At 46.0% G+C, this 20,744-nt stretch carries 22 protein-coding genes; 12 read left to right on the forward strand and 10 right to left on the reverse strand.

Translation table 11 applies throughout. The features are described 5' to 3' along the window. The first annotated feature begins 76 nt into the window (after nt 1-76). Nucleotides 77-1,225 carry a response regulator aspartate phosphatase RapC gene (rapC, locus tag CDO84_RS01145; RefSeq protein ID WP_014662770.1) on the forward strand — a complete coding sequence of 383 codons (1,149 nt, stop codon included), beginning with the start codon at nt 77-79 and terminating at the stop codon, nt 1,223-1,225. Then, a complete protein-coding gene (phrC, locus tag CDO84_RS01150; RefSeq protein ID WP_014662771.1) occupies nt 1,209-1,331 on the forward strand; it encodes a phosphatase RapC inhibitor PhrC in 123 nt (40 codons plus the stop codon). The genes rapC and phrC overlap by 17 nt, the downstream gene beginning before the upstream one ends. Nucleotides 1,332-1,428: 97 nt before the next feature. Here phrC and CDO84_RS01155 read toward each other — a convergent pair whose 3' ends face one another. Together CDO84_RS01155 and CDO84_RS01160 are read right to left on the reverse strand one after the other, a co-directional pair. After that, nucleotides 1,429-1,539, reverse strand: coding sequence for a YjcZ family sporulation protein (locus CDO84_RS01155; RefSeq protein ID WP_040084173.1), 111 nt, complete (start codon nt 1,537-1,539; stop codon nt 1,429-1,431). Nucleotides 1,540-1,681: 142 nt separating this feature from the next. Then, complete coding sequence (locus tag CDO84_RS01160; RefSeq protein WP_014662772.1) at nt 1,682-3,046, reverse strand: aspartate kinase; 1,365 nt, start codon at nt 3,044-3,046, stop codon at nt 1,682-1,684. 384 nt (nt 3,047-3,430) lie between these two features. Between CDO84_RS01160 and yclN the strand changes: the two genes are divergently transcribed. Genes yclN through yclQ form a run of 4 tightly spaced genes read left to right on the forward strand, consistent with a single transcriptional unit; the run spans nt 3,431 to nt 7,048 of the window. Then, the gene (yclN, locus tag CDO84_RS01165; protein WP_040084171.1) at nt 3,431-4,381 is read left to right on the forward strand and encodes a petrobactin ABC transporter permease YclN; all 951 of its coding nucleotides are present in this window, start codon (nt 3,431-3,433) and stop codon (nt 4,379-4,381) included. Beyond that, a complete protein-coding gene (gene yclO / locus CDO84_RS01170; protein WP_040084169.1) occupies nt 4,374-5,321 on the forward strand; it encodes a petrobactin ABC transporter permease YclO in 948 nt (315 codons plus the stop codon). The genes yclN and yclO overlap by 8 nt, the downstream gene beginning before the upstream one ends. After that, nucleotides 5,315-6,073 carry a petrobactin ABC transporter ATP-binding protein YclP gene (yclP, locus tag CDO84_RS01175; protein WP_040084168.1) on the forward strand — a complete coding sequence of 253 codons (759 nt, stop codon included), beginning with the start codon at nt 5,315-5,317 and terminating at the stop codon, nt 6,071-6,073. Before yclO ends, yclP begins: the two co-directional genes overlap by 7 nt. Nucleotides 6,074-6,094: 21 nt before the next feature. Further along, nucleotides 6,095-7,048 (forward strand): petrobactin ABC transporter substrate-binding protein YclQ, encoded by a 954-nt coding sequence (gene yclQ, locus CDO84_RS01180; RefSeq protein ID WP_040084167.1) that lies wholly within the window; start codon nt 6,095-6,097, stop codon nt 7,046-7,048. Between the two features lie 47 nt (nt 7,049-7,095). Here yclQ and CDO84_RS01185 read toward each other — a convergent pair whose 3' ends face one another. From CDO84_RS01185 to CDO84_RS01200, 4 genes are all read right to left on the reverse strand, one after another. Further along, nucleotides 7,096-8,514, reverse strand: a complete 1,419-nt coding sequence (locus CDO84_RS01185; RefSeq protein WP_014662777.1) for an MDR family MFS transporter — start codon at nt 8,512-8,514, stop codon at nt 7,096-7,098. 19 nt (nt 8,515-8,533) lie between these two features. Next, a complete protein-coding gene (locus CDO84_RS01190; protein ID WP_040084166.1) occupies nt 8,534-9,412 on the reverse strand; it encodes a TetR/AcrR family transcriptional regulator in 879 nt (292 codons plus the stop codon). A 163-nt stretch (nt 9,413-9,575) separates the two neighbouring features. Further along, entirely contained in the window at nt 9,576-10,325 is a 750-nt protein-coding gene (gene nfsA / locus CDO84_RS01195; protein WP_014662779.1) for an oxygen-insensitive NADPH nitroreductase, read from the reverse strand. 16 nt (nt 10,326-10,341) lie between these two features. Further along, entirely contained in the window at nt 10,342-10,629 is a 288-nt protein-coding gene (locus tag CDO84_RS01200; protein ID WP_014662780.1) for a putative quinol monooxygenase, read from the reverse strand. A 140-nt stretch (nt 10,630-10,769) separates the two neighbouring features. Here CDO84_RS01200 and CDO84_RS01205 point away from each other — a divergent pair, with 140 nt between their 5' ends. Next, a complete protein-coding gene (locus tag CDO84_RS01205) occupies nt 10,770-11,084 on the forward strand; it encodes an ArsR/SmtB family transcription factor (protein ID WP_040084165.1) in 315 nt (104 codons plus the stop codon). 1 nt (nt 11,085) lies between these two features. On the opposite strand, the gene gabR is transcribed toward CDO84_RS01205, so the two are convergent. After that, the gene (gene gabR, locus CDO84_RS01210) at nt 11,086-12,525 is read right to left on the reverse strand and encodes a MocR-like transcriptional regulator GabR (RefSeq protein ID WP_014662781.1); all 1,440 of its coding nucleotides are present in this window, start codon (nt 12,523-12,525) and stop codon (nt 11,086-11,088) included. Nucleotides 12,526-12,630: 105 nt separating this feature from the next. Here gabR and gabT point away from each other — a divergent pair, with 105 nt between their 5' ends. From gabT to gdh, 4 genes are all read left to right on the forward strand, one after another. Next, nucleotides 12,631-13,941, forward strand: coding sequence for a 4-aminobutyrate--2-oxoglutarate transaminase (gene gabT / locus CDO84_RS01215; protein WP_040084164.1), 1,311 nt, complete (start codon nt 12,631-12,633; stop codon nt 13,939-13,941). A gap of 68 nt (nt 13,942-14,009) precedes the next feature. Beyond that, nucleotides 14,010-15,398: a succinate-semialdehyde dehydrogenase gene (gabD, locus tag CDO84_RS01220; RefSeq protein ID WP_014662783.1), complete on the forward strand. Its 1,389-nt coding sequence runs from the start codon at nt 14,010-14,012 to the stop codon at nt 15,396-15,398. A 122-nt stretch (nt 15,399-15,520) separates the two neighbouring features. Beyond that, nucleotides 15,521-16,384, forward strand: coding sequence for a glucose uptake protein GlcU (gene glcU, locus CDO84_RS01225; protein WP_014662784.1), 864 nt, complete (start codon nt 15,521-15,523; stop codon nt 16,382-16,384). Between the two features lie 19 nt (nt 16,385-16,403). Beyond that, a complete protein-coding gene (gene gdh, locus CDO84_RS01230) occupies nt 16,404-17,189 on the forward strand; it encodes a glucose 1-dehydrogenase (protein ID WP_040084163.1) in 786 nt (261 codons plus the stop codon). 44 nt (nt 17,190-17,233) lie between these two features. On the opposite strand, the gene CDO84_RS01235 is transcribed toward gdh, so the two are convergent. The 3 genes from CDO84_RS01235 to ycnK are packed head-to-tail and all read right to left on the reverse strand — an operon-like array spanning nt 17,234 to nt 20,094. After that, on the reverse strand, nt 17,234-17,848 hold the full coding sequence (locus CDO84_RS01235) for a YcnI family copper-binding membrane protein (protein ID WP_014662786.1): 615 nt from the start codon (nt 17,846-17,848) through the stop codon (nt 17,234-17,236). A 13-nt stretch (nt 17,849-17,861) separates the two neighbouring features. Further along, nucleotides 17,862-19,487 (reverse strand): copper transporter YcnJ, encoded by a 1,626-nt coding sequence (gene ycnJ / locus CDO84_RS01240; RefSeq protein ID WP_040084162.1) that lies wholly within the window; start codon nt 19,485-19,487, stop codon nt 17,862-17,864. A 34-nt stretch (nt 19,488-19,521) separates the two neighbouring features. Beyond that, complete coding sequence (ycnK, locus tag CDO84_RS01245) at nt 19,522-20,094, reverse strand: copper uptake transcriptional regulator CutR (protein WP_014662788.1); 573 nt, start codon at nt 20,092-20,094, stop codon at nt 19,522-19,524. Between the two features lie 164 nt (nt 20,095-20,258). On the opposite strand from ycnK, the gene CDO84_RS01250 reads away from it, so the two are divergent. Further along, nucleotides 20,259-20,612 carry a hypothetical protein gene (locus CDO84_RS01250; protein WP_003246726.1) on the forward strand — a complete coding sequence of 118 codons (354 nt, stop codon included), beginning with the start codon at nt 20,259-20,261 and terminating at the stop codon, nt 20,610-20,612. Nucleotides 20,613-20,744: the final 132 nt, after the last annotated feature.

Consider the following 20,744-nt stretch of genomic DNA (forward strand, 5'->3'; position numbering starts at 1 on the left):
TGTTTTTCGGGTTAGGACAGTCTATAAACATGATAAAATATGACATAAACAGTTTTTGATGGGAGAGGGTGAAGGAATGAAGAGCGGGGTAATTCCTTCTTCAGCGGTCGGTCAAAAAATTAACGAGTGGTACAAATATATCCGGACATTCAGCGTGCCGGATGCCGAAGTGTTAAAAGCTGAAATCCAGCAGGAACTGAAACACATGCAGCATGATTCCAACTTGCTGCTTTATTATTCACTAATGGAATTCCGGCACCAGCTTATGCTGGATTATCTTGAGCCGTTAGAAAAATTAAATATCGAAGACCAGCCAAGCCTGTCTGAATTATCACGAAACATTGACAGCAATCAGGCAGATCTTAAAGGGCTGCTCGACTATTACGTGAATTTTTTCCGCGGGATGTATGAGTTTGATAAGCGGGAATTTATTTCTGCCATTACATACTATAAACAGGCGGAGAAAAAACTTTCCTTTGTCGCAGACCATATTGAACGGGCTGAATTCTACTTTAAAATCGCGGAAGCTTATTATTATATGAAGCAAACGTATTTTTCATTGATTAATATCAAAAACGCCTATGAAATTTACGTGGAGCAGGAAACCTATAATGTGAGAATCATTCAATGCCATTTCGTGTTCGGGGTTAACCTGATGGATGAAAGAAATTTCGAACAAGCCGCACGCCATTTCAAATTGGCGCTCAATATGGCCCAAGCGGAACAAAAAGCCCAGCTGGTCGGAAGAGCATACTACAATCTCGGATTATGCTATTACAATCAAGATATTCTTGACCCTGCCATTGAGTACTTTGAAAAAGCGGTCTCCACGTTTGAAAGCAGCAGGATCATCAATTCTCTGCCGCAAGCCTATTTTTTAATCACCCTGATTTATTATAAACAGGGAAAACATGATAAAGCTTCGGAATATCACAAGCGGGGCTATGAATATGCTAAAGAAACAGACGATGCAGACTATGCCGTAAAATTCGAGTTTTTGCAATCCCTATATCAGGATCAGCCCAGTGAAGAAGGAATCGAGCGATGTTTTCAATACCTAAAAAATAAAAATATGTACGCTGATATAGAGGATTTAGCCCTAGAAGTAGCAAAATATTACTATGAACAGAAGTGGTTTAAACTGTCTGCTTCCTACTTTCTACAAGTTGAAGAGGCAAGAAAACAAATACAAAGGAGTGAAGGTTTGTATGAAATTGAAATCTAAGTTGTTTGTTATTTGTTTAGCCGCAGCCGCGATTTTTACAGCGGCTGGCGTTTCTGCTCATGCGGAAGCACTCGACTTTCATGTGACGGAAAGAGGAATGACGTAAGAACCAGCCCCTTCTCTTTGGTGAGAAGGGGTTTTTCTTTTCAAAAAAACACCGCAAGACATAGTCTTGCGGCGCCCCCGCAGAGACGGTCAGCAGCTTAGTAGCCGCCAACAAACGCAGTCCCTACGATAATTAAAAGAATGAACAATACAACGATTAAAGCGAAGGAACTGATGCCGTAACCGCCGCCAGTAGAGTATCCTGACATAAGGTTTCACCTCCCTATGAAGGATACTATAAGATATGCTGAGCCGATCTGTTTGGCAGGGATAATAGTGGACAAGAGAAAAAAATGAACAATTCGGCTATATGAAAAATAGCGGGCGCTGCGGCCCGCTATTTATGTACGATTAAGAGATCAGCACGCCCGCGAAAAATTCCTGGTATAACGCTTGAACGGCTTTTCTTTCTTCGGCTTCTTTTACGCCAAACATCATGCTCACTTCAGATGATCCCTGATTGATCATTTCGATATTCACCTTAGCCTCTGATAATGCTTTGGCGGCTCTTGCTGTTGTACCGACATTGTGGCGCATCGCTTCTCCTACAACCATAATTAGTGCGAGATGATGCTCGACAATGACTTCGTCGGCATGCAAATCCTTTTCGATCCGTTTGATCACGCTGCGTTCAGTGGCGGCATCCATTTGACCCTCCCGCAAGATGATGGTCATGTCATCAATTCCCGATGGAACATGCTCATACGTCAATCCGTGCTCCTCCAGGATTTGAAGGGCTTTGCGGCCAAATCCGATTTCTCTGTTCATTAAATACTTGCTGATATAAATGCTGCAAAAACCGGTATCGCTGGCAATGCCGACGACAGGCCCGTTCGTGTTATCCCGCTTGCTTACGACGCGGGTGCCTCCGGCTGAGGGGTTGTTCGTATTTTTGATCTGAACAGGAATCCCCGCTCTAAATGCCGGAATGAGCGCTTCATCATGAAACACTGAAAAACCGGCGTAAGACAGCTCCCGCATCTCTCTGTATGTCAGCTCACTGATTTCCTTTGGATTTTCAACGAAGGACGGATTGACAGAATACACAGCGTCCACGTCTGTAAAGTTTTCGTACAAATCAGCTTGAAGTCCGTTGGCAAGAATCGAGCCGGTAATATCAGAACCGCTCCGTGAGAATGTGATCACATCGCCATCCTTGCTGAATCCGAAAAAACCGGGAAAAATAATGAGTCCGTCACGTTCCCGGAGACGATAGAGGTTTTGATAGGATTCAGGAAGAACTTGCGCGTTGCCGGGTTCATTTGTCACAAAAAGGCCGGCATCCTTCGGGTTGACATATTCCGCTTTGACGCCTTTATAGCGGAAATAAGCGGCGATCAGCTTGGCGTTGTTATCCTCCCCGCTGGCCTTAACTGCGTCAAGATATTGCTCGGGATTGCTTTTGTCTCCTTCTAAAAGCGTAAACAAATCATCTCTGATTTTATCGATAATGCTTTGCCCCAGCTGAAGCTCATTGGCGATGAGAGCGTACCGTTCCACAACCGCTTCCGCCAGTTCAGGTGCGCTGCCTGATGCCAAATATTGTTCTGCACATGCGATTAAGAGATCAGTCACTTTCGTATCCTCGGCATAGCGTTTTCCCGGAGCTGAAACGACTACAGCTTTCCGTGCCGGGTCTGAGGTAACGATGTGAAACACCTTGTCAAGCTGGGCGCCTGAAGCAAGTGAGCTGCCTCCGAATTTAACGACCTTCATGTTTACATCTCCTAATGTTTAAAATTTTCACACAAATTTAGTATTTATTATCTCTCTTTCAGTCCTGTAAATCAAGGGATAATTTCTCTCTGGAATGAACATTTGTATTTTCCACGAGGAATAATGTCAGGTTTGCTGACCGTAAACAGGCGTTCAAAAGATAAATATGGTAAACAGCCTAACGTTTTGGGATGGAAAATGGTTAGAATGATTAGTAAAATTGATAAATGACCAGGTTAATATTTTTAAAGAATATTGACTAACACTAGAAAAATGGTAATATGTAAATGATAATGATAATCAATTACTATATGGCCATATTGTTTTGAGTCCTTGCGGAGTAGGAGATACGTTCTTTTTGCTGTAAGGATGTAAGGAGGCAGCATGAAGCTACGTTATTTATTTATTCTACTTATCATATTAGCCATCACATCTGTATTTATCGGCGTAGAAGATCTGTCGCCGCTTGATCTCTTCGATTTAAGCAAACAAGAGGCGTCAACGCTGTTTGCAAGCCGTTTGCCGCGATTAATCAGCATTGTCATCGCGGGCTTAAGCATGAGCATCTGCGGCTTGATTATGCAGCAGATCAGCAGAAACAAATTCGTGTCACCGACGACGGCGGGCACGATGGATTGGGCTCGGCTCGGCATTTTAATTTCCTTGCTGCTGTTTACATCCGCCAGTCCTTTAATCAAAATGCTGGTCGCGTTTGTCTTTGCCCTAGCAGGCAACTTCCTGTTTATGAAAATCCTTGAAAGAATCAAGTTTAACGACACCATCTTTATTCCGCTTGTCGGTTTAATGCTCGGGAATATCGTCAGTTCAATCGCGACTTTTATCGCGTATAAATATGACTTGATCCAGAACGTGTCATCATGGCTTCAGGGAGACTTCTCCTTAGTCGTGAAAGGGAGATACGAGCTTCTTTATCTGAGTATTCCGCTCGTCATCATTGCCTATGTGTATGCGGATAAATTCACATTGGCCGGTATGGGAGAAAGCTTTTCTGTCAATCTCGGCCTAAAATACAAGCGGGTAGTGAACATCGGGCTCATTATCGTGTCCCTGATCACGTCTCTTGTCATTTTGACTGTCGGTATGCTGCCGTTTCTCGGTTTAATCATCCCGAATATTGTATCGATTTACAGAGGAGACAATCTGAAGAGCAGCCTGCCGCATACTGCGCTATTGGGAGCGGTTTTTGTGCTGTTTTGCGATATATTGGGCAGAGTTATTATCTTCCCTTATGAAATCTCGATTGGCCTGATGGTCGGAATCATCGGCAGCGGCATTTTCCTGTTTATGCTGTTAAGGAGAAAAGCGTATGCGTAACCAGATGAAAATGGCGTTGCTCGTTGGTTTAGCCATTGTATGTATTGGCTTGTTTCTGTTTTATGACTTAGGCAATTGGGATTACACCCTGCCGAGACGAATCAAAAAGGTCGCCGCCATTGTGCTGACGGGGGGAGCGATTGCGTTTTCGACCATGATCTTTCAAACGATTACGAACAACCGCATCCTGACGCCGGGCATCTTGGGCCTCGATTCTCTCTACATGCTGATTCAGACCGGCATTATCTTTCTGTTCGGTTCTGCGAATATGGTCATTATGAATAAAAACATCAACTTTATCATCTCTGTTCTTCTGATGATACTGTTTTCTCTTGTTTTATATCAGATCATGTTCAAGGGTGAGGGGAGAAATATCTTTTTCCTTCTGCTTATCGGTATCGTGTTTGGCACGCTGTTCAGCAGCCTGTCTTCCTTTATGCAGATGCTGATTGATCCGAATGAGTTCCAAGTGGTGCAGGACAAGATGTTTGCCAGCTTTAACAACATCAATACAGATTTGTTATGGCTCGCGTTCATCATCTTCCTGCTGACAGGCGCTTATGTCTGGCGTTTTACAAAGTTTTTCGATGTGCTGTCGCTCGGACGCGAGCACGCCGTGAATTTGGGCATTGACTACGACAAAGTGGTGAAGCAGATGCTGATCGTGGTTGCGATTTTGGTTTCTGTGTCAACAGCGCTAGTCGGGCCGATTATGTTTTTAGGCCTTCTTGTCGTCAACCTGGCGAGAGAATTCCTGAAAACCTATAAGCATTCATACTTAATCGCAGGCTCCGTTTTCATCAGCATCATTGCGCTGGTCGGAGGGCAGTTTGTGGTTGAGAAAGTGTTTACCTTCTCAACGACGCTGAGCGTCATTATTAATTTTGCCGGCGGGATTTATTTTATCTACTTGCTGTTAAAGGAGAATAAATCATGGTAGAGGTCAAAAATGTAAGCAAACAATATGGCGGGAAAGTTGTCCTTGAAGAGACGTCAGTCACGATTCAAAAGGGCAAAATCACCTCGTTTATCGGTCCTAACGGCGCCGGCAAAAGTACGCTGCTGTCTATCATGAGCCGCCTGATCAAAAAAGATTCCGGCGAGATTTACATAGACGGACAAGAGATTGGATCATGCGACAGCAAAGAGCTTGCCAAGAAAATGAGCATTTTGAAGCAGGCGAACCAAATCAATATTAGGCTCACGATCAAAGACCTCGTCAGTTTTGGAAGGTTTCCGTACTCGCAGGGCCGGCTGACTGAGGAAGACTGGGTTCATATCAACCAGGCGCTCAGCTATATGAAGCTGGAAGACATTCAGGACAAATACCTCGATCAGTTAAGCGGCGGACAATGTCAAAGGGCATTTATCGCCATGGTCATTGCCCAGGACACCGATTATATCTTTCTGGATGAGCCGCTGAACAATCTGGATATGAAACATTCAGTTGAAATTATGAAACTGCTGAAACGGCTGGTAAAGGAGCTTGGAAAAACGATCGTCATCGTCATTCACGATATCAATTTTGCTTCTGTCTATTCGGACTATATCGTAGCTTTGAAAAACGGCCGCATCGTAAAAGAGGGGCCGCCTGAAAAAATAATAGAAACCTCTGTGCTTGAGGAAATCTACGATATGACCATCCCGATTCAGACGATTGATCATCAAAGAATAGGTGTCTATTTTTCTTAATATATAGAAGAGGTGAAGAGCATGAAAAAGTTCGCATTACTATTCATCGCTTTGGTGACAGCAGTTGTCATTTCTGCATGCGGAAACCAAAGCACAAGCAGCAAAGGTTCTGATTCAAAGAAAGAACAAATCACGGTGAAACACCAGCTGGACAAAAACGGCACAAAAGTACCGAAGAACCCTAAAAAAGTTGTCGTATTTGACTTTGGAAGCTTAGATACATTAGATAAACTAGGACTTGATGATAAAGTAGCGGGCCTGCCGAAACAAGCCCTTCCTAAATATCTGTCCAAATTCAAAGATGACAAATATGCTGATGTCGGAAGCCTAAAAGAGCCAGACTTCGAGAAAGTGGCAGATTTAGACCCTGACCTGATCATTATTTCAGGAAGACAATCTGAGTCTTACAAAGAATTCTCTGAAATCGCGCCGACAATTTACCTTGGCGTAGACACAGCGAAGTATATGGAATCATTTAAATCAGACGCGGAAACAATCGGTAAGATCTTCGATAAAGAAGACGAAGTGAAGGATGAACTCGCAAAAATCGATGATTCAATCACAGATGTAAAGAAAACGGCTGAAAAGCTTAACAAAAACGGTCTTGTCATTATGGCGAACGACGGGAAGATCAGCGCATTCGGCCCTAAATCAAGATACGGCCTGATCCATGACGTGTTCGGCGTGACACCGGCTGATAAAAACATCAAAGCGTCTACTCACGGACAAAGCGTTTCATACGAGTACATTTCAAAAACAAACCCGGATTACCTGTTTGTCATTGACCGCGGTACAGCGATCGGTGAAACATCATCTACAAAGCAAGTTGTTGAAAATGATTATGTAAAAAACGTAAACGCTGTGAAAAATGATCATGTCGTCTACCTTGATTCTGCTACTTGGTACTTATCAGGAGGCGGTCTTGAGTCTATGGCGCAAATGATTAAAGAAGTGAAAGACGGTTTAGATAAGTAAAACCAAAAAGAGCCTCCGCTAAATCAGCGGGGCTCTTTTTATGTTGATCAGCGTGCCGGCTGCTGTTCGGCAGGGCGCTGAGGTTTCTTTAGTGTGAATGAGAGAAGGAAGCCGACAAGTGCTATGACGGCAGCCACAATAAAAGCGGCGTTCATGCCGTGCAGGGCGGCGTGCTTTACATTTGTCGTGCCTGCATGTGCCGCCTGGTTGCTCATCACGGAAACCAATAGCGCGGTTCCGATCGAGCCGCCGACTTGGCGAATCGTGTTGTTCATCGCCGTTCCGTGCGGAATCAGGTGGCGCGGCAGCGCATTGATGCCGGCTGTTGTCACCGGCATCATGATCATGGCGGTGCCTAAGAGACGAACGGTGTATAAAACGACAATCCAAGCGAGTGACGTATGATCAGTCAGCTGCATAAACGGCAGTGATGTCAGGAAGATGATGCAGAAACCGGCAATCGCCAGCCCTCTTCCGCCGACACGGTCAAAAACTCTGCCGATAATCGGCGACATGAAGCCCATCACAACGGCTCCCGGCAGAAGCATAAGCCCTGTATCAAAAGCTGTGACGTCTCTGACGTTTTGTGTATAAAGCGGCAGGATGGTTTCCGTACCGATCAATAATGCAAAGACAAGGGTTCCCAGCAGTGTTGTTAAGCTGAAAACGCCAAACGTGAAGACGCGGAATTCTAGCATCGGTTTTTCAAGCTTCATTTGTCTTGTGATAAATAAGAGCAGCGCGATGACACCCACCAGCAGTGAAATCAAGACGGTTGAACTGGACCAGCCGTAAGAGCCGACGCTTGAGAAGCCGTACAGAAGGCCGCCGAACCCAAATGTTGAAAGGATGACTGATAAAATATCAATCTGTGTTTTTCTTAAAGTCGTCACGTTTTTCATCAGGATGCTGGCAAGAATCAAATCAATCACAGCAAACGGAAGAATAATATAAAACAATGATCTCCAAGAGAAAGCTTCGACAGCCCATCCGGAAAGAGTCGGTCCGATCGCAGGCGCAAATGAGATGACCAATCCAACCATACCCATAGCCTGGCCGCGCTTTTCAATCGGAAAGATTGTCAGGAATACAGTCTGCATGAGCGGCATCATAATGCCGGCTCCGGCCGCTTGAATGATACGAGCCGTCAGCAGAACCGGGAAGTTCGGCGCGAATGCTCCGACAATCGTTCCGGCGGTGAAAATGCTCATTGCTGTGATGAGCAGCGTCCGGCTTGTGAATTTCTCAATTAAAAACGCAGTGATCGGAATTAAGATCCCGTTGGTTAACATAAATGACGTGGTCAGCCACTGTGCTTGGTTGGCATCAACATTGAAATCCCTCATGATATGGGGGAGGGCGGTAATCAACAATGTCTGATTCAAAATCGCCACAAACGCTCCGGCTAACAAAATGCCGACAATGACAGAACGGTTAAAAGGTTTCGGTTCAATACTTGTGTCCAATACATATCCCTTCTTTTCTCTAAGTGATTAACAGTGTTTTTAACATGGAAACGGGCTGTGTTAAAACACCGGTTTGTTCCAGATAGCCAATTAGTGATTTGAGTAAAAAAGCGCGGGGTTCTTCCTTCTTCGCTTCTTCTTCCAGCATGGCGGCTGCGGATGTCAGTTCATCTACGTCATAGTCCGCGGCAGGCAGGGAAGAGATGCCTTTATGTAATTCCTTCAGGCTTTCCGATAATAGGACTGACTTATCCTTTGGTTTGTAGGAGGATGCCGAATGAATATAAAGCTCGATGGCTTCGGGCGGAAGAAGAGACTGATGGGTTTCCCTGTTTTTTACAATCTGATTGAGGGTGCTGATGATAAACGCTGCGATCGGGTCAAGCTCAAGCGGTTTTTCCTCAATTTTGATCAGCATTAAAAACTCACGCATCATGCCGTGAAGAATGATGACCAAATCCCACACAAACGGGAGAATGGTTTCTCCATACGCCTGGATCAGCGAATCACGGTGCCAGCAGATAATCGTCGATCTGGTCTGATGGATATGCTGTTTGACCCGGTCATTATGCAGCTTGGGATTTCCGTAGGTCAGCATATTGAAAAACTGCTGATTCCGCCTGAAGCCCTCCAGTTCCATTTTGACCTTTTGCGTCAAACGCTCCTCCGGTGTAAGTGCGGTATTTTCCTGAAGTCTTGAGGCCGCGGCCACCATTTGCTTCTGGTTAAATGACAGCAGCTCCAAAAGCAGGTCTTCTTTAGATTGAAACAGCTTATATATCGAAGCTTTTGACATCTTACATTCTTCTGCGATCGCCTGCATGGAAACCGACGTAAAATCCTTTTCCGAAAAAAGCTTTCGCGCGGCTAACAAGATATCTGTTTTTTTATCAAGCATCTCATGGCTTCCTTCTTTCTTGAGCATTAGAAAACCCATTGGTTCACAGAAAACCAATGAGTAACAATGAAAAAATTTTACCAAATAAACAAATTAGAAGTCAATGGATTTTAACCGGGTAAATGAAAGGCCTGCCGGAAAATCCGACAGGCCGGGTGAAGGCTTATTTTTCAACCTTAAATCCTTGTTTTTCAAGCATTTCACGGATATGCGGATAGTACAGGCGCTCATAGTATGAAGCGATGCTCTGTGACCAGTTTCTTGTTTCTTTTCCGTTTGTCCGTTTATTCATGTATTCAGACATCTGTTCGTCGTATGCCTGAATGTGAGACGTCAGCTCATCCTGGTTCAAATAAGTTTCCTGATGATTGACTGCTGCCTGCGGAAGGCGCGGTTTTTTCGCGGAACGGTCAGCAGGATGCCCAATGACAAGTCCTGATAAAGGGAACACGTATTTCGGAAGCTCAAGCAGTTCGATCAGCTCTTGAGGGTTTCCGCGAACCGCGCCGATCGGAACTGTGCCAAGTCCGAGTGACTCAGCGGCTGCTGTCGCTGTGCCGAGGGCAATACCAGCGTCTACTGCGCCGACAAGAACAGATTCCAGTCCATTTGTGATTTCCATTTTGAAATCATGCAGATCTTCAAGCGCGATTTTGGCCCGGTTGAAATCTGCGCAGAACAGCAGGAAAACAGGAGCTTGATCGATCCATGGCTGGCCGCCTGCCAGCTCAGAGATTTTCTTTTTGCGCTCTTTATCCTGCACTGTGATCACAGTCACTTGCTGCCCGTTGATAGAAGAAGGGGCTGCTTGCACCGCTTCAATGATTTGGTCCAATTGCTCTTGAGCTACAGGTTCATCTGTGTAGCTGCGAATTGAGCGGTGGTCTGTTAATGATTTAATCACTTCATTCATATGAGACACCCTTTCTTTACTCGCTAAGCTCTGTGCGGACAACATCAAGAGGAGCGCTCAGCAGTTCTTTTGCTTTTGCGACAAACCCTTGGAAGTGTGCAGTTTCATTGTGGGATTTCATCGCTGCTTCACCTTTCCATTGTTCAAGCATGACAAATGTATTTTCTTCGCCTACTTTTTCAAATAGGTCGTACTGCGCGTTGCCTTCCTCAGCTCTTGAATGCTGAACAAGCGATTGCGCCTCGCTCAAAAATTCCTCGCGTTTTTCTGGTTTTACTTTCATGTAAGCTTGTAATACGATCATTCTAATCTCCTCCATCGTTATGCTGAATTTATTGTTCGAATTTCATCGAACTAACTGTACCATGTATTCTACATGAGGTAAAGGAAAAACCCTTAATTAGTAAAATTGTCATTCTAATTGTTGTGTGATACATTTGTGTCATGAACATTCCAAACCATCCAGAAACAGAAACATTGCAGCTGACAAAGGTTCTTCATGCACTTAGCGATCCGCTTCGTTTAGAGCTGGTCAAGCAATTAGCTGTAGCGAAAGAAAAAACGTGCAGCACCTGTGCGGATGTGCAGGTTGCTAAATCGACTTTGTCGCATCACTTTAAAGTTTTGAGAGAATCAGGCATCGCGCAAGTTCGGATAGAAGGAAAGCGCCGGTATTACTCGCTTCGCGCTGAAGACCTTGAAAAGGCATTTCCGGGCCTGCTTGAAGCCGTGCTGAATGTAGACCAGGACCGCTGGTGAATCAATCCCCTGTAACGGGGATTTTTTTATGTCCGTAAACAGCTTTGAAAAGCCGCTGCACACCCTCCTGAATATCCTCTTCCTTCAGCCGGGCAAAGCCGATAATGAGTGCTGTCCTGCCTGTTTGCCGCTGGTTTTTCTTCAAGTTAAACCGGCTCATTCCGAATATTTCAAGCTGCAGGCCGGCGGCATGTGAGAGGATGTCTTGTTCGGTGCGGCTGGTATCAAATTCGGTAACAAAGTGCAGCCCCGCATTTGCTCCTTTAACGGTAACTGCTCCGCTGAACCCTGCTTCTAAAGCGGTGATCAGGCGTTCTCTCTTTTCTTTATAATGCTGCTTCATTTTTTTTATATGCTTCTGGTATTCACCAGACTCGATAAATTCCTGCAGGGTGAGCTGCGTCAGTGATGAGCAAGTCTGCAGATCATAGCCCCGCTGTTTGTATGTCCTCAACAGCTCAGGCGGCAACACCATATAGCTGATCCTCAAGCCGGGGAGAAGGGACTTCGAAAAGGTTCCCATATAGATGACATTTTGAAAACGATCTAAGCTTTGCAGTGCCGGTATACTGTCTACATCATATGTGAATTCACTATCATAATCGTCCTCAATGATGTATCGGCGCGGCTTCCCGGCTGCCCAGTTCAGCAGCTGAATTCTTCTGGATACAGGCATAATCGTTCCGGACGGAAACTGATGCGACGGGGTCGTCACCAGCACATCAGGCTGCTGTCTGGTGATTTCAGCAATCGACATTCCTTTTTCATCCAGCATGATCGTTTTTACTTGTTTTCCGGCATTCCTCAAAAGCTGGTACATGCGCCTGTAGCCAGGCTCCTCCATCGCATACACGGCTTCCTTGGGCAAAAGCTCAGTCAACAGCTGCATGAGCACCTGTGTGCCTGCCCCTATGATTATTTGTTCCGGCCTGCATTTTACACCCCGCGTCAGAGAAATGAGCCTGGTAATGGCCGCTCTTACTTCATATATCCCTTGCGGATGCGACATCTCGCCGAGCGTGCGGTATGAGCGGGAGGCCGCTTTTTGCTCGCAGCGAAACCAGCTTTTGATCGGAAAATGGTCTGTATCGGAGCTCATGTGTGAAAACGAAATCCAATCGCTCTGATCAATGTGAATCTCTTTCAGGTCATCGGGCAGTGCATATGGAGTAAGCTCCTCGGCGGAAAACATGTCTAGCTCCTCCACGAAGAAACCCTTTCGCTCAATGGCGTACAAATACCCCTCAGCCAGCAGCTGCTGATAGGCTGAATTCACTGAATTTACGCTGACCTTCAGATTTACAGCCAGCTCCCGCTTGGAGGGAACCTTCGAGTGTGGCAGCAAATTGTGGCTGAGGATTTCTTTTTTCAGCTTTTGATAAATTTGCTGATAGATATAATCAGCTTGTTCTGAACGATCGAGTGTAATCGTGATATCCATTTGCAGATTCTCCTTCTGATACCATCCAAAAGTTATAATTGGTACTTTTCATCATACCAAAGAGAAGTCAGAATGATAAGAAAATACCGACAGGGGGATATTCACATGAGTCAAACAACAGCAAGCATCACAACTGCACAATGGCAGCAAAAACGGGATCAATTTGTGTCAAAAGGTGTGAGCAACGGCAACCGCAGTCTGGCGGTCAAAGGAGAAGGGGCTGAGCTGTACGATCTGGACGGCCGGAGATTTATTGATTTTGCAGGCGCCATCGGAACGTTAAACGTCGGTCACTCTCATCCGAAGGTGGTTGAGGCTGTGAAGCGGCAGGCGGAGGAGCTGATTCATCCAGGCTTCAATGTCATGATGTATCCGTCTTATATCGAATTAGCCGAAAAACTGTGCGGCATTGCACCGGGCGATCACGAGAAAAAAGCGATTTTTCTTAACTCAGGGGCGGAAGCGGTCGAAAACGCTGTGAAAATCGCCAGAAAGTATACAAAACGTCAAGCGGTTGTCTCGTTTACCCGCGGGTTTCACGGGCGTACGAATATGACGATGAGCATGACAAGCAAGGTAAAACCTTATAAATTCGGTTTCGGGCCTTTTGCGTCAGAGGTTTATCAAGCGCCATTCCCTTACTATTATCAGAAGCCGGACGGCATGAATGATGAAAGCTATGACGACATGATGATCCAAGCGTTCAATGATTTCTTTATCGCTTCCGTTGCGCCTGAAACGGTAGCGTGTGTCGTGATGGAGCCGGTGCAGGGAGAAGGCGGATTTATTATTCCTTCGAAAAGGTTCGTGCAGCATGTTGCTTCATTCTGCAAAGAACATGGCATTGTTTTTGTTGCTGATGAAATTCAAACCGGCTTTGCCAGAACTGGCACTTATTTTGCGATTGAGCACTTTGAGGTAGTGCCTGACCTGATCACGGTGTCTAAATCGCTTGCGGCTGGCCTGCCATTAAGCGGTGTGATCGGCCGTGCGGAAATGCTAGATGCGGCAGCGCCAGGCGAGCTAGGGGGCACGTATGCCGGCAGCCCGCTCGGCTGCGCGGCGGCTTTGGCTGTCTTGGATATTATTGAAGAAGAAGGGCTGAATGAGCGATCTGAAGAAATTGGAAAAACCATTGAAGGCAAGGCGTATGAGTGGAAACAAGAATTCCCGTTCATCGGTGACATCCGCAGACTCGGGGCGATGGCGGCAATCGAAATCGTCAAGGATCCTGACACGCGTGAGCCTGATAAAGCAAAAGCAGCAGCGATTGCTGCCTATGCGAATCAAAATGGATTACTTTTGCTGACAGCGGGAATTAACGGTAATATCATCCGCTTTTTGACACCGCTTGTCATCTCAGACAGCCTTTTAAATGAAGGGCTAAGCATCCTGGAGGCGGGCCTGCGAGCTTAATCATTGGAAAGAAAACGGCCGGGTCTGCTATCATTTTAAGTAATCATGAAAAGAAAGGAATGTTCAATATGCCAGATCAATTAAAGGTCTACAACCCGGCTACGGGCGAGGAGATCAAAACGATCCCTCAGCAATCAGCCAAAGAAGTAGAAGAAGCCATTGAACGTTCACATCAAGCGTTTAAAACGTGGTCTAAAACATCAGCGAACGAAAGAGCGTCTCTTTTGAAAAAATGGTATGAGCTGATTGTTGAACATAAAGAAGAACTTGCAGATTTAATTACAAAGGAAAACGGAAAACCCTATCAGGAAGCAGTCGGAGAGGTACTATACGGCGCAGGCTATATTGAATGGTTCGCAGAGGAAGCGAAGCGTGTGTACGGAAGAACGGTCCCCGCTCCGACAACGGGTAAACGAATTGTGGTCACACGCCAGCCCGTCGGTCCCGTTGCCGCTATCACGCCTTGGAATTTTCCGAATGCGATGATTACACGCAAAGCGGCGCCTGCTCTTGCTGCGGGCTGTACATTTATCATCAAGCCGGCGCCGGACACACCGCTGTCTGCTTATGAACTGGCGCGCCTCGCATATGAAGCGGGTATTCCGAAGGATGTTCTTCAGGTTGTGATCGGCGATGGAGAAGAAATCGGAAATGTGTTCACAAGCAGTCCGAAAATCCGCAAAATCACGTTCACAGGATCAACACCAGTAGGGAAAATCCTCATGAAAAACAGCGCGGACACTGTGAAACACGTTTCAATGGAACTCGGCGGACACGCCCCGCTGATCGTAGATGAAGATGCGGACATTGACCTTGCCGTTGAACAGGCGATGGCGTCCAAATACCGGAACGCCGGGCAAACATGCGTATGTGCCAACCGCCTGATCGTTCATGAATCCATCAAAGATGAATTTGCTGCGAAACTGAGCGAGCAAGTGTCTAAGCTGAAAGTCGGAAATGGACTTGAAGAAGGCGTCAATGTCGGCCCGATCATCAACAAAAGAGGCTTTGAAAAAATCGTCAGCCAAATTGATGATGCGGTTGAAAAAGGCGCGAAAGTGATTGCTGGGGGCACATATGACCGAAACGATGACAAAGGTTGCTACTTTGTGAATCCGACAGTGCTTACCGATGTTGATACGTCCATGAATATCATGCATGAGGAAACATTCGGCCCAGTCGCCCCGATCGTCACGTTTTCTGATATTGATGAAGCGATTCAGCTTGCCAACGATACACCGTACGGCTTAGCTGCTTACTTCTTCACAGAAAACTACCGCCGCGGCATCTATATTTCCGAAAATCTAGAGTATGGCATTATCGGCTGGAATGACGGCGGACCATCAGCGGTTCAAGCGCCATTCGGCGGAATGAAAGAAAGCGGCATCGGCCGTGAAGGCGGTTCGGAAGGCATCGAGCCGTACCTTGAAACAAAATATTTGTCCATCGGTTTGTAAAAGAATGCAAGCTCCTGAGAGCTGCCGGATTTTCCGGCAGCTCTTTTTGTGTTCCGGCGAATAATCACAACAATTCCAGCCAAAATAACAGCAAATACATTTTGAAAGAAGGTTCCCCAACAATGGATTTATTATTGGCTCTTCTCCCAGCTTTGTTTTGGGGGAGCATTGTTCTCTTCAATGTGAAATTAGGCGGCGGGCCGTACAGCCAGACACTGGGAACGACGATCGGGGCGCTCATTGTTTCTATCGTTATTTACTTTTTTGTTCAGCCCGTTCTGTCACTTCGCATCTTTATTGTTGGAATCGTATCCGGCTTATTTTGGTCACTTGGACAGGCCAACCAGCTGAAAAGCATTCAATTGATGGGCGTATCTAAAACAATGCCGATTTCCACAGGAATGCAGCTCGTTTCCACCTCGCTGTTCGGTGTGATCGTGTTCCGCGAATGGTCAACACCGATTGCGATTACGCTCGGCGTTCTCGCTTTGATCTTTATCATTGTGGGAATCATTCTCACGTCCTTGGAAGATAAGAATGATAAAAAAGAAGGCGAGCCAAGCAATTTGAAAAAGGGCATTTTGATTCTCCTTGTTTCGACTCTTGGTTATTTGGTTTATGTAGTCGTGGCTAGATTGTTCAATGTGTCCGGCTGGTCCGCGCTGCTGCCGCAGGCAATTGGCATGGTGGTCGGGGGGTTAGTTTTAACCTATAGACACAAACCCTTTAACAAGTATGCAATCAGAAATATTCTCCCAGGCTTAATCTGGGCAGGCGGAAATATGTTTTTGTTTATTTCTCAGCCGCGAGTTGGCGTTGCAACGAGCTTCTCCCTTTCACAAATGGGAATTGTCATTTCTACGCTCGGGGGTATTTTCATCCTGCGTGAAAAGAAAACGAAACGTCAGCTAATAGCAATTGCAATCGGGATTATCCTGATTATTGCGGCCGCCGTCTTCTTGGGTATCGCGAAATCAAATTCATAACAAATGGAGGAAGATGTATATGTATCCGGATTTAAAAGGAAAAGTCGTTGCCATTACAGGAGCTGCATCAGGGCTTGGAAAGGCAATGGCCATCCGCTTCGGCAAGGAGCAGGCAAAAGTGGTTATCAACTATTATAGTGATAAACAGGATCCAAACGAGGTAAAAGAAGAGGTCATCAAGGCAGGCGGTGAAGCTGTTGTCGCCCAAGGAGATGTCACGAAAGAGGAAGATGTAAAAAATATCGTGCAAACGGCAATTAAAGAGTTCGGCACACTCGATATTATGATTAATAATGCCGGGCTTGAAAATCCTGTGCCGTCTCACGAAATGCCGCTTAAGGATTGGGAAAAAGTCATCGGCACGAACTTAACGGGTGCCTTTTTAGGAAGCCGTGAAGCGATTAAGTACTTCGTGGAAAACGATATCAAGGGAAATGTCATCAATATGTCCAGTGTGCATGAGATGATTCCGTGGCCGTTATTTGTCCACTATGCAGCTAGTAAAGGCGGAATTAAGCTGATGTCTGAAACGTTGGCTTTGGAATACGCGCCGAAGGGCATTCGCGTCAACAATATCGGGCCAGGTGCGATCAACACGCCAATCAATGCTGAAAAATTCGCTGACCCTAAACAGAAAGCGGATGTAGAAAGCATGATTCCGATGGGATATATCGGCGAACCGGAGGAAATCGCAGCAGTAGCGGTGTGGCTTGCTTCGAAGGAATCCAGCTACGTCACAGGCATTACGCTGTTTGCAGACGGCGGAATGACGAAATATCCTTCTTTCCAGGCAGGCCGCGGTTAAACATAAAAAGCGACCCAGACATGACATCTGGATCGCTTTTTTTATTAGGCGCGTTTTTTCTTAACAAGCGCTGCTACAGATAAAATAATGGCAGCCGCGGACAGCACAATCGCTGTAATGTCTAGAGCTGAAGAACCTGCGTTTTCAGAATCATCTTCTGTTTTCGTGGCGCCGTGCTCATCTGTCACTTGTTTTGCAGAAGTGATCTTTGTAATGGAGTGAGGTGTATCGGCATTCTCGTCACCTGTCCATTCAACAATGCTGCTGTCCTTATAATATTGATATGCGTCCCAAGCGGCTTCCTCCGCTTTGTCAGGGTTTTTTGCAACAAAGGTAAACTGCTGGAACTGTCCTTCCTGAATACCGCCGCCAGTCGCTTCCCACGTCACGGACACTGATTTGTCATCATGTTTTTGGGTGGAAACCTTCCAGCCTGGAATTGGCTCGTACTGCTGGAATTCAACATCCTTCGGCATTTTGAGGACAACCTTCGTTGTCGGTTGATTTTTCTCGGAAGGAACCTTCATTGTATACGTTTCCCAAGAGCCTGCAGCAGATTCAGCCGGTTTTACAGAAACATGCGCGCTGGCAGGAGCCGTAAAGAATAAGAGAGAGCCGACAATAGCCGGACATAGTGTCAATGCGATTTTTTTCAACAACGTAAACACTCCTTTAATTGGTCTTTGTAAACATGATATTGATTTCGTTAAAGTCACCGGTCAGTCCGTGGACTTTGATCTTCCAGTTTCCCTTCTCATTAATGGACAGGTTTTCATCCTGGAAGACGCCTTTTGTTTTCTCTTTTAATTGAAACGTGCTTTTGTTTTCGCTGCCTGACAGCCCTGTTTTATAAATGGTTAACGTGATTTGCTGGATGTTTTTCACCGGATCTCCGTTATGGTCGGTGACTCGCAGCTCAAAAACATTTTTCCCGGGCTGGTTTGGGCTGATGCTGAGTGAAACGCTTTGTCCGTTCTCAATCGCTTTGGTTTGGTAGAACGGTTCCGGCTGCGGCTCAGGCGGGCTTGGCAGGCTTGTAAACACAGCAGCTGTGATCAATACAGCAATGCCGATTGCCCACTCCGCTTTCAACGTTCGGCTGATTCCTGTGCGGCGCTGCTTTCTGGTGAGAAGAAAATGAATCGCGCCTAAAACCAGCATGAAAACAAACAGCCCGCTTTTCACTAAAAGTGCTTGGCCATACGCTGTATGGAACAGTGAATCCATTGAACGAATGATGAAAAATCCATTGAGCAAGCCTGAAAACAAAATGACGCCGACTGCAGTGAGTGCCCATGGGGAGAACCGGCTTACCGTTTCCCATGCGAGCGTTTTGTCAGGCTGCCTCCATTCTTTTGAGAGCAGCAAAACGAGTGCCGCGATTCCGCCGACCCAGATGGAAGCGGAAGATAAATGAAGGAAATCCATCAAAATGCCCACTGTTTTTTCTTCAACGACAGCCGCATGTCCTGTAAACGCCTTGGCAAGCAGGAGACCGAAAAAGAAAATGAGCGGCGCAGTCCAATAGCCAAAAGATGAAAAGCGGTTTTTCCGTATTGCAGGGATTACAGACAGTGCGAGCAGCACGAACAGTGCGGCCTGTATAATCCAAATAGAGCCGCCTGCTGTCTCAAACAGTGTTTCTCGGATGTAGCCCGGCTGGAATGCGCTGCCCCAGCCACCGCCTGCGTTCGCTTTTGTTTGAATCGGAAGCTGAAGCAAAAGCGCCAGACCCAGTGCTGCGATCGAGACGATCAGGATACGTCTCGTCCGTTTCACGAGCTGTTCTGGTTTCCCTTTATACCAGAAAAGATGGAAGAAAACCGTTCCGATAAACAGAGATAAGGCTGTATACAGAATCGCGCGATCTGCGGCTGTTCCCGGATTCAGCGCTGAAACGGATGCTTTTTGGCTGCTGAATCCGCCATCCGCTTTCCCGATACTGAACGGAATGACGCCGGAAACCGGATGCCCGTCCGCGGATACCGCATTCCATTCCGCTCTGTACACATCATGAGGCAGATTCTTTTTTAGCTTCGCTGTCATGATGTGATTGTTGTCTTTTTTGATTTCCGTCTTGTCCATATCCACCCGGTCGCCGTTTGAATTATAGACTTTAATGTAATGAAATCCTTCTTCAACAGGTTCATTAAATTCAATCTCCACCTGTGCAGGCGCGTTTTTTAATTCGCTGTTTTCCCCAGGTGAGGATTTGACAATATAGGCGTGAGCAAAGCTTGTTTTCGGCAGGAAAACAAGAAAAAGCAGCAGAATGATCCACCATCTGTTTCGCTTCATCACTCAGACACCACCTTCCGCTGTATGTGTTGTGTTATTTCTTGGTGCAGGTGCAGCGTTTCTTTCTGTCTTTGAGCATGTCTTCCAGCGCTTGGTCGAAAGTACGGACGGCGCCGCCGAATCCTTTTTGAAATCGTTCGGCATGGTCAAGCGTCGCAAACGGAATGGCCTGCGGCTGGCAGCAGTGCAGGTTCAATTCAGCATTTACGACAAAATAAGCCGAACCGGCACTGACGGTTGTGTGTAACAGAAAATCTCTGCAAATCAAGTGTGAAACCTCTTCCGTTTTATCGGCGTAACGCAAAAATGCACAATGTGCGCAGCATAGCTGTTCAATGTCTTGGTTTACCGTAATCAGCTGAACCGAATGTGCTTGATTGACGGGCTTCAAGCAATAGCTGCACATATGATCTGTTTGAGGTGTTCGGACGGGAAGCGTGATACCGCCGGCTGTTTTGATGACTTGATTTGACTGAACCAGCTGATTGACATCTCTATATACCGTCATTTCCGAAACGCCGAACCTTGCGCTGATGTCAGAAATTCTAAGCGAGCCTTCTTCTTTCAGCCACTTTAGTATGTGTTGCTGTCTATTAATCGGAAGCATTCATACACCCTCTTCATTAAGATCTATTTAAGCGTAGAGGATTTTAGAGACGGAGACAAGTAAGCTGATGATAAAAAATGTGAAAATGTGTTGAACAGCAACAAAACGTAACAGAAGGGACTCTGGTATAATAGACAGATGGAATAGAAAGTGAGGAATACCCTATGAAAGAAACACCATGCCCGAACTGCGGCAAACCTTTGACAGGCGATATGGTCAGATCATCAAATGTGCCTTGTCAATTTCGCTGCGGCCACTGCCGGGAACGGCTTTATGAATATAAAGTTTCAGCTCCGATTATGCTGGTATCATTAGCGGCTATCGTGCTGCTTATTTATCTTTTGATGCTCCTCCGCAATGCGGCAGGCTCAGTGCTGCCAGCTGTACAGCACGTGCCGATGGCTGTATTTGCGCTTGTGTGCGCGTATCCCGTTTTTATTGTGAGTGAGCGGATGATTGCAAAGTACGTGATTCAAAACGGCAACATTATTTATAGAGGAAAAAGAAAAGGCTCCTGATATCAGGAGCCTTTTTATTTTTAAAAAATTGTCACAGTCATGTGCCAAAGTCCTCTTTACTTTCAATTGTATAGGGGATGTAAGCGTTTTAACATAGAGTCAAAGGGAAGGCATCATTCTCTAAACATATCT

The sequence above is a fragment of the Bacillus sp. MD-5 genome, from assembly GCF_002201875.1.
GTDB classification, from domain to species: domain Bacteria; phylum Bacillota; class Bacilli; order Bacillales; family Bacillaceae; genus Bacillus; species Bacillus stercoris.

What these genes read in the sequence shown, in the direction of transcription:
- rapC (WP_014662770.1), top strand. Translation starts at nt 77, where the DNA reads ATGAAGAGCGGGGTAATTCCTTCTTCAGCGGTCGGTCAAAAAATTAAC.
- phrC (WP_014662771.1), top strand. Translation starts at nt 1,209, where the DNA reads ATGAAATTGAAATCTAAGTTGTTTGTTATTTGTTTAGCCGCAGCCGCG.
- CDO84_RS01155 (WP_040084173.1), bottom strand. Translation starts at nt 1,539, where the DNA reads ATGTCAGGATACTCTACTGGCGGCGGTTACGGCATCAGTTCCTTCGCT.
- CDO84_RS01160 (WP_014662772.1), bottom strand. Translation starts at nt 3,046, where the DNA reads ATGAAGGTCGTTAAATTCGGAGGCAGCTCACTTGCTTCAGGCGCCCAG.
- yclN (WP_040084171.1), top strand. Translation starts at nt 3,431, where the DNA reads ATGAAGCTACGTTATTTATTTATTCTACTTATCATATTAGCCATCACA.
- yclO (WP_040084169.1), top strand. Translation starts at nt 4,374, where the DNA reads ATGCGTAACCAGATGAAAATGGCGTTGCTCGTTGGTTTAGCCATTGTA.
- yclP (WP_040084168.1), top strand. Translation starts at nt 5,315, where the DNA reads ATGGTAGAGGTCAAAAATGTAAGCAAACAATATGGCGGGAAAGTTGTC.
- yclQ (WP_040084167.1), top strand. Translation starts at nt 6,095, where the DNA reads ATGAAAAAGTTCGCATTACTATTCATCGCTTTGGTGACAGCAGTTGTC.
- CDO84_RS01190 (WP_040084166.1), bottom strand. Translation starts at nt 9,412, where the DNA reads ATGCTTGATAAAAAAACAGATATCTTGTTAGCCGCGCGAAAGCTTTTT.
- nfsA (WP_014662779.1), bottom strand. Translation starts at nt 10,325, where the DNA reads ATGAATGAAGTGATTAAATCATTAACAGACCACCGCTCAATTCGCAGC.
- CDO84_RS01200 (WP_014662780.1), bottom strand. Translation starts at nt 10,629, where the DNA reads ATGATCGTATTACAAGCTTACATGAAAGTAAAACCAGAAAAACGCGAG.
- CDO84_RS01205 (WP_040084165.1), top strand. Translation starts at nt 10,770, where the DNA reads ATGAACATTCCAAACCATCCAGAAACAGAAACATTGCAGCTGACAAAG.
- gabR (WP_014662781.1), bottom strand. Translation starts at nt 12,525, where the DNA reads ATGGATATCACGATTACACTCGATCGTTCAGAACAAGCTGATTATATC.
- gabT (WP_040084164.1), top strand. Translation starts at nt 12,631, where the DNA reads ATGAGTCAAACAACAGCAAGCATCACAACTGCACAATGGCAGCAAAAA.
- gabD (WP_014662783.1), top strand. Translation starts at nt 14,010, where the DNA reads ATGCCAGATCAATTAAAGGTCTACAACCCGGCTACGGGCGAGGAGATC.
- glcU (WP_014662784.1), top strand. Translation starts at nt 15,521, where the DNA reads ATGGATTTATTATTGGCTCTTCTCCCAGCTTTGTTTTGGGGGAGCATT.
- gdh (WP_040084163.1), top strand. Translation starts at nt 16,404, where the DNA reads ATGTATCCGGATTTAAAAGGAAAAGTCGTTGCCATTACAGGAGCTGCA.
- ycnJ (WP_040084162.1), bottom strand. Translation starts at nt 19,487, where the DNA reads ATGAAGCGAAACAGATGGTGGATCATTCTGCTGCTTTTTCTTGTTTTC.
- ycnK (WP_014662788.1), bottom strand. Translation starts at nt 20,094, where the DNA reads ATGCTTCCGATTAATAGACAGCAACACATACTAAAGTGGCTGAAAGAA.
- CDO84_RS01250 (WP_003246726.1), top strand. Translation starts at nt 20,259, where the DNA reads ATGAAAGAAACACCATGCCCGAACTGCGGCAAACCTTTGACAGGCGAT.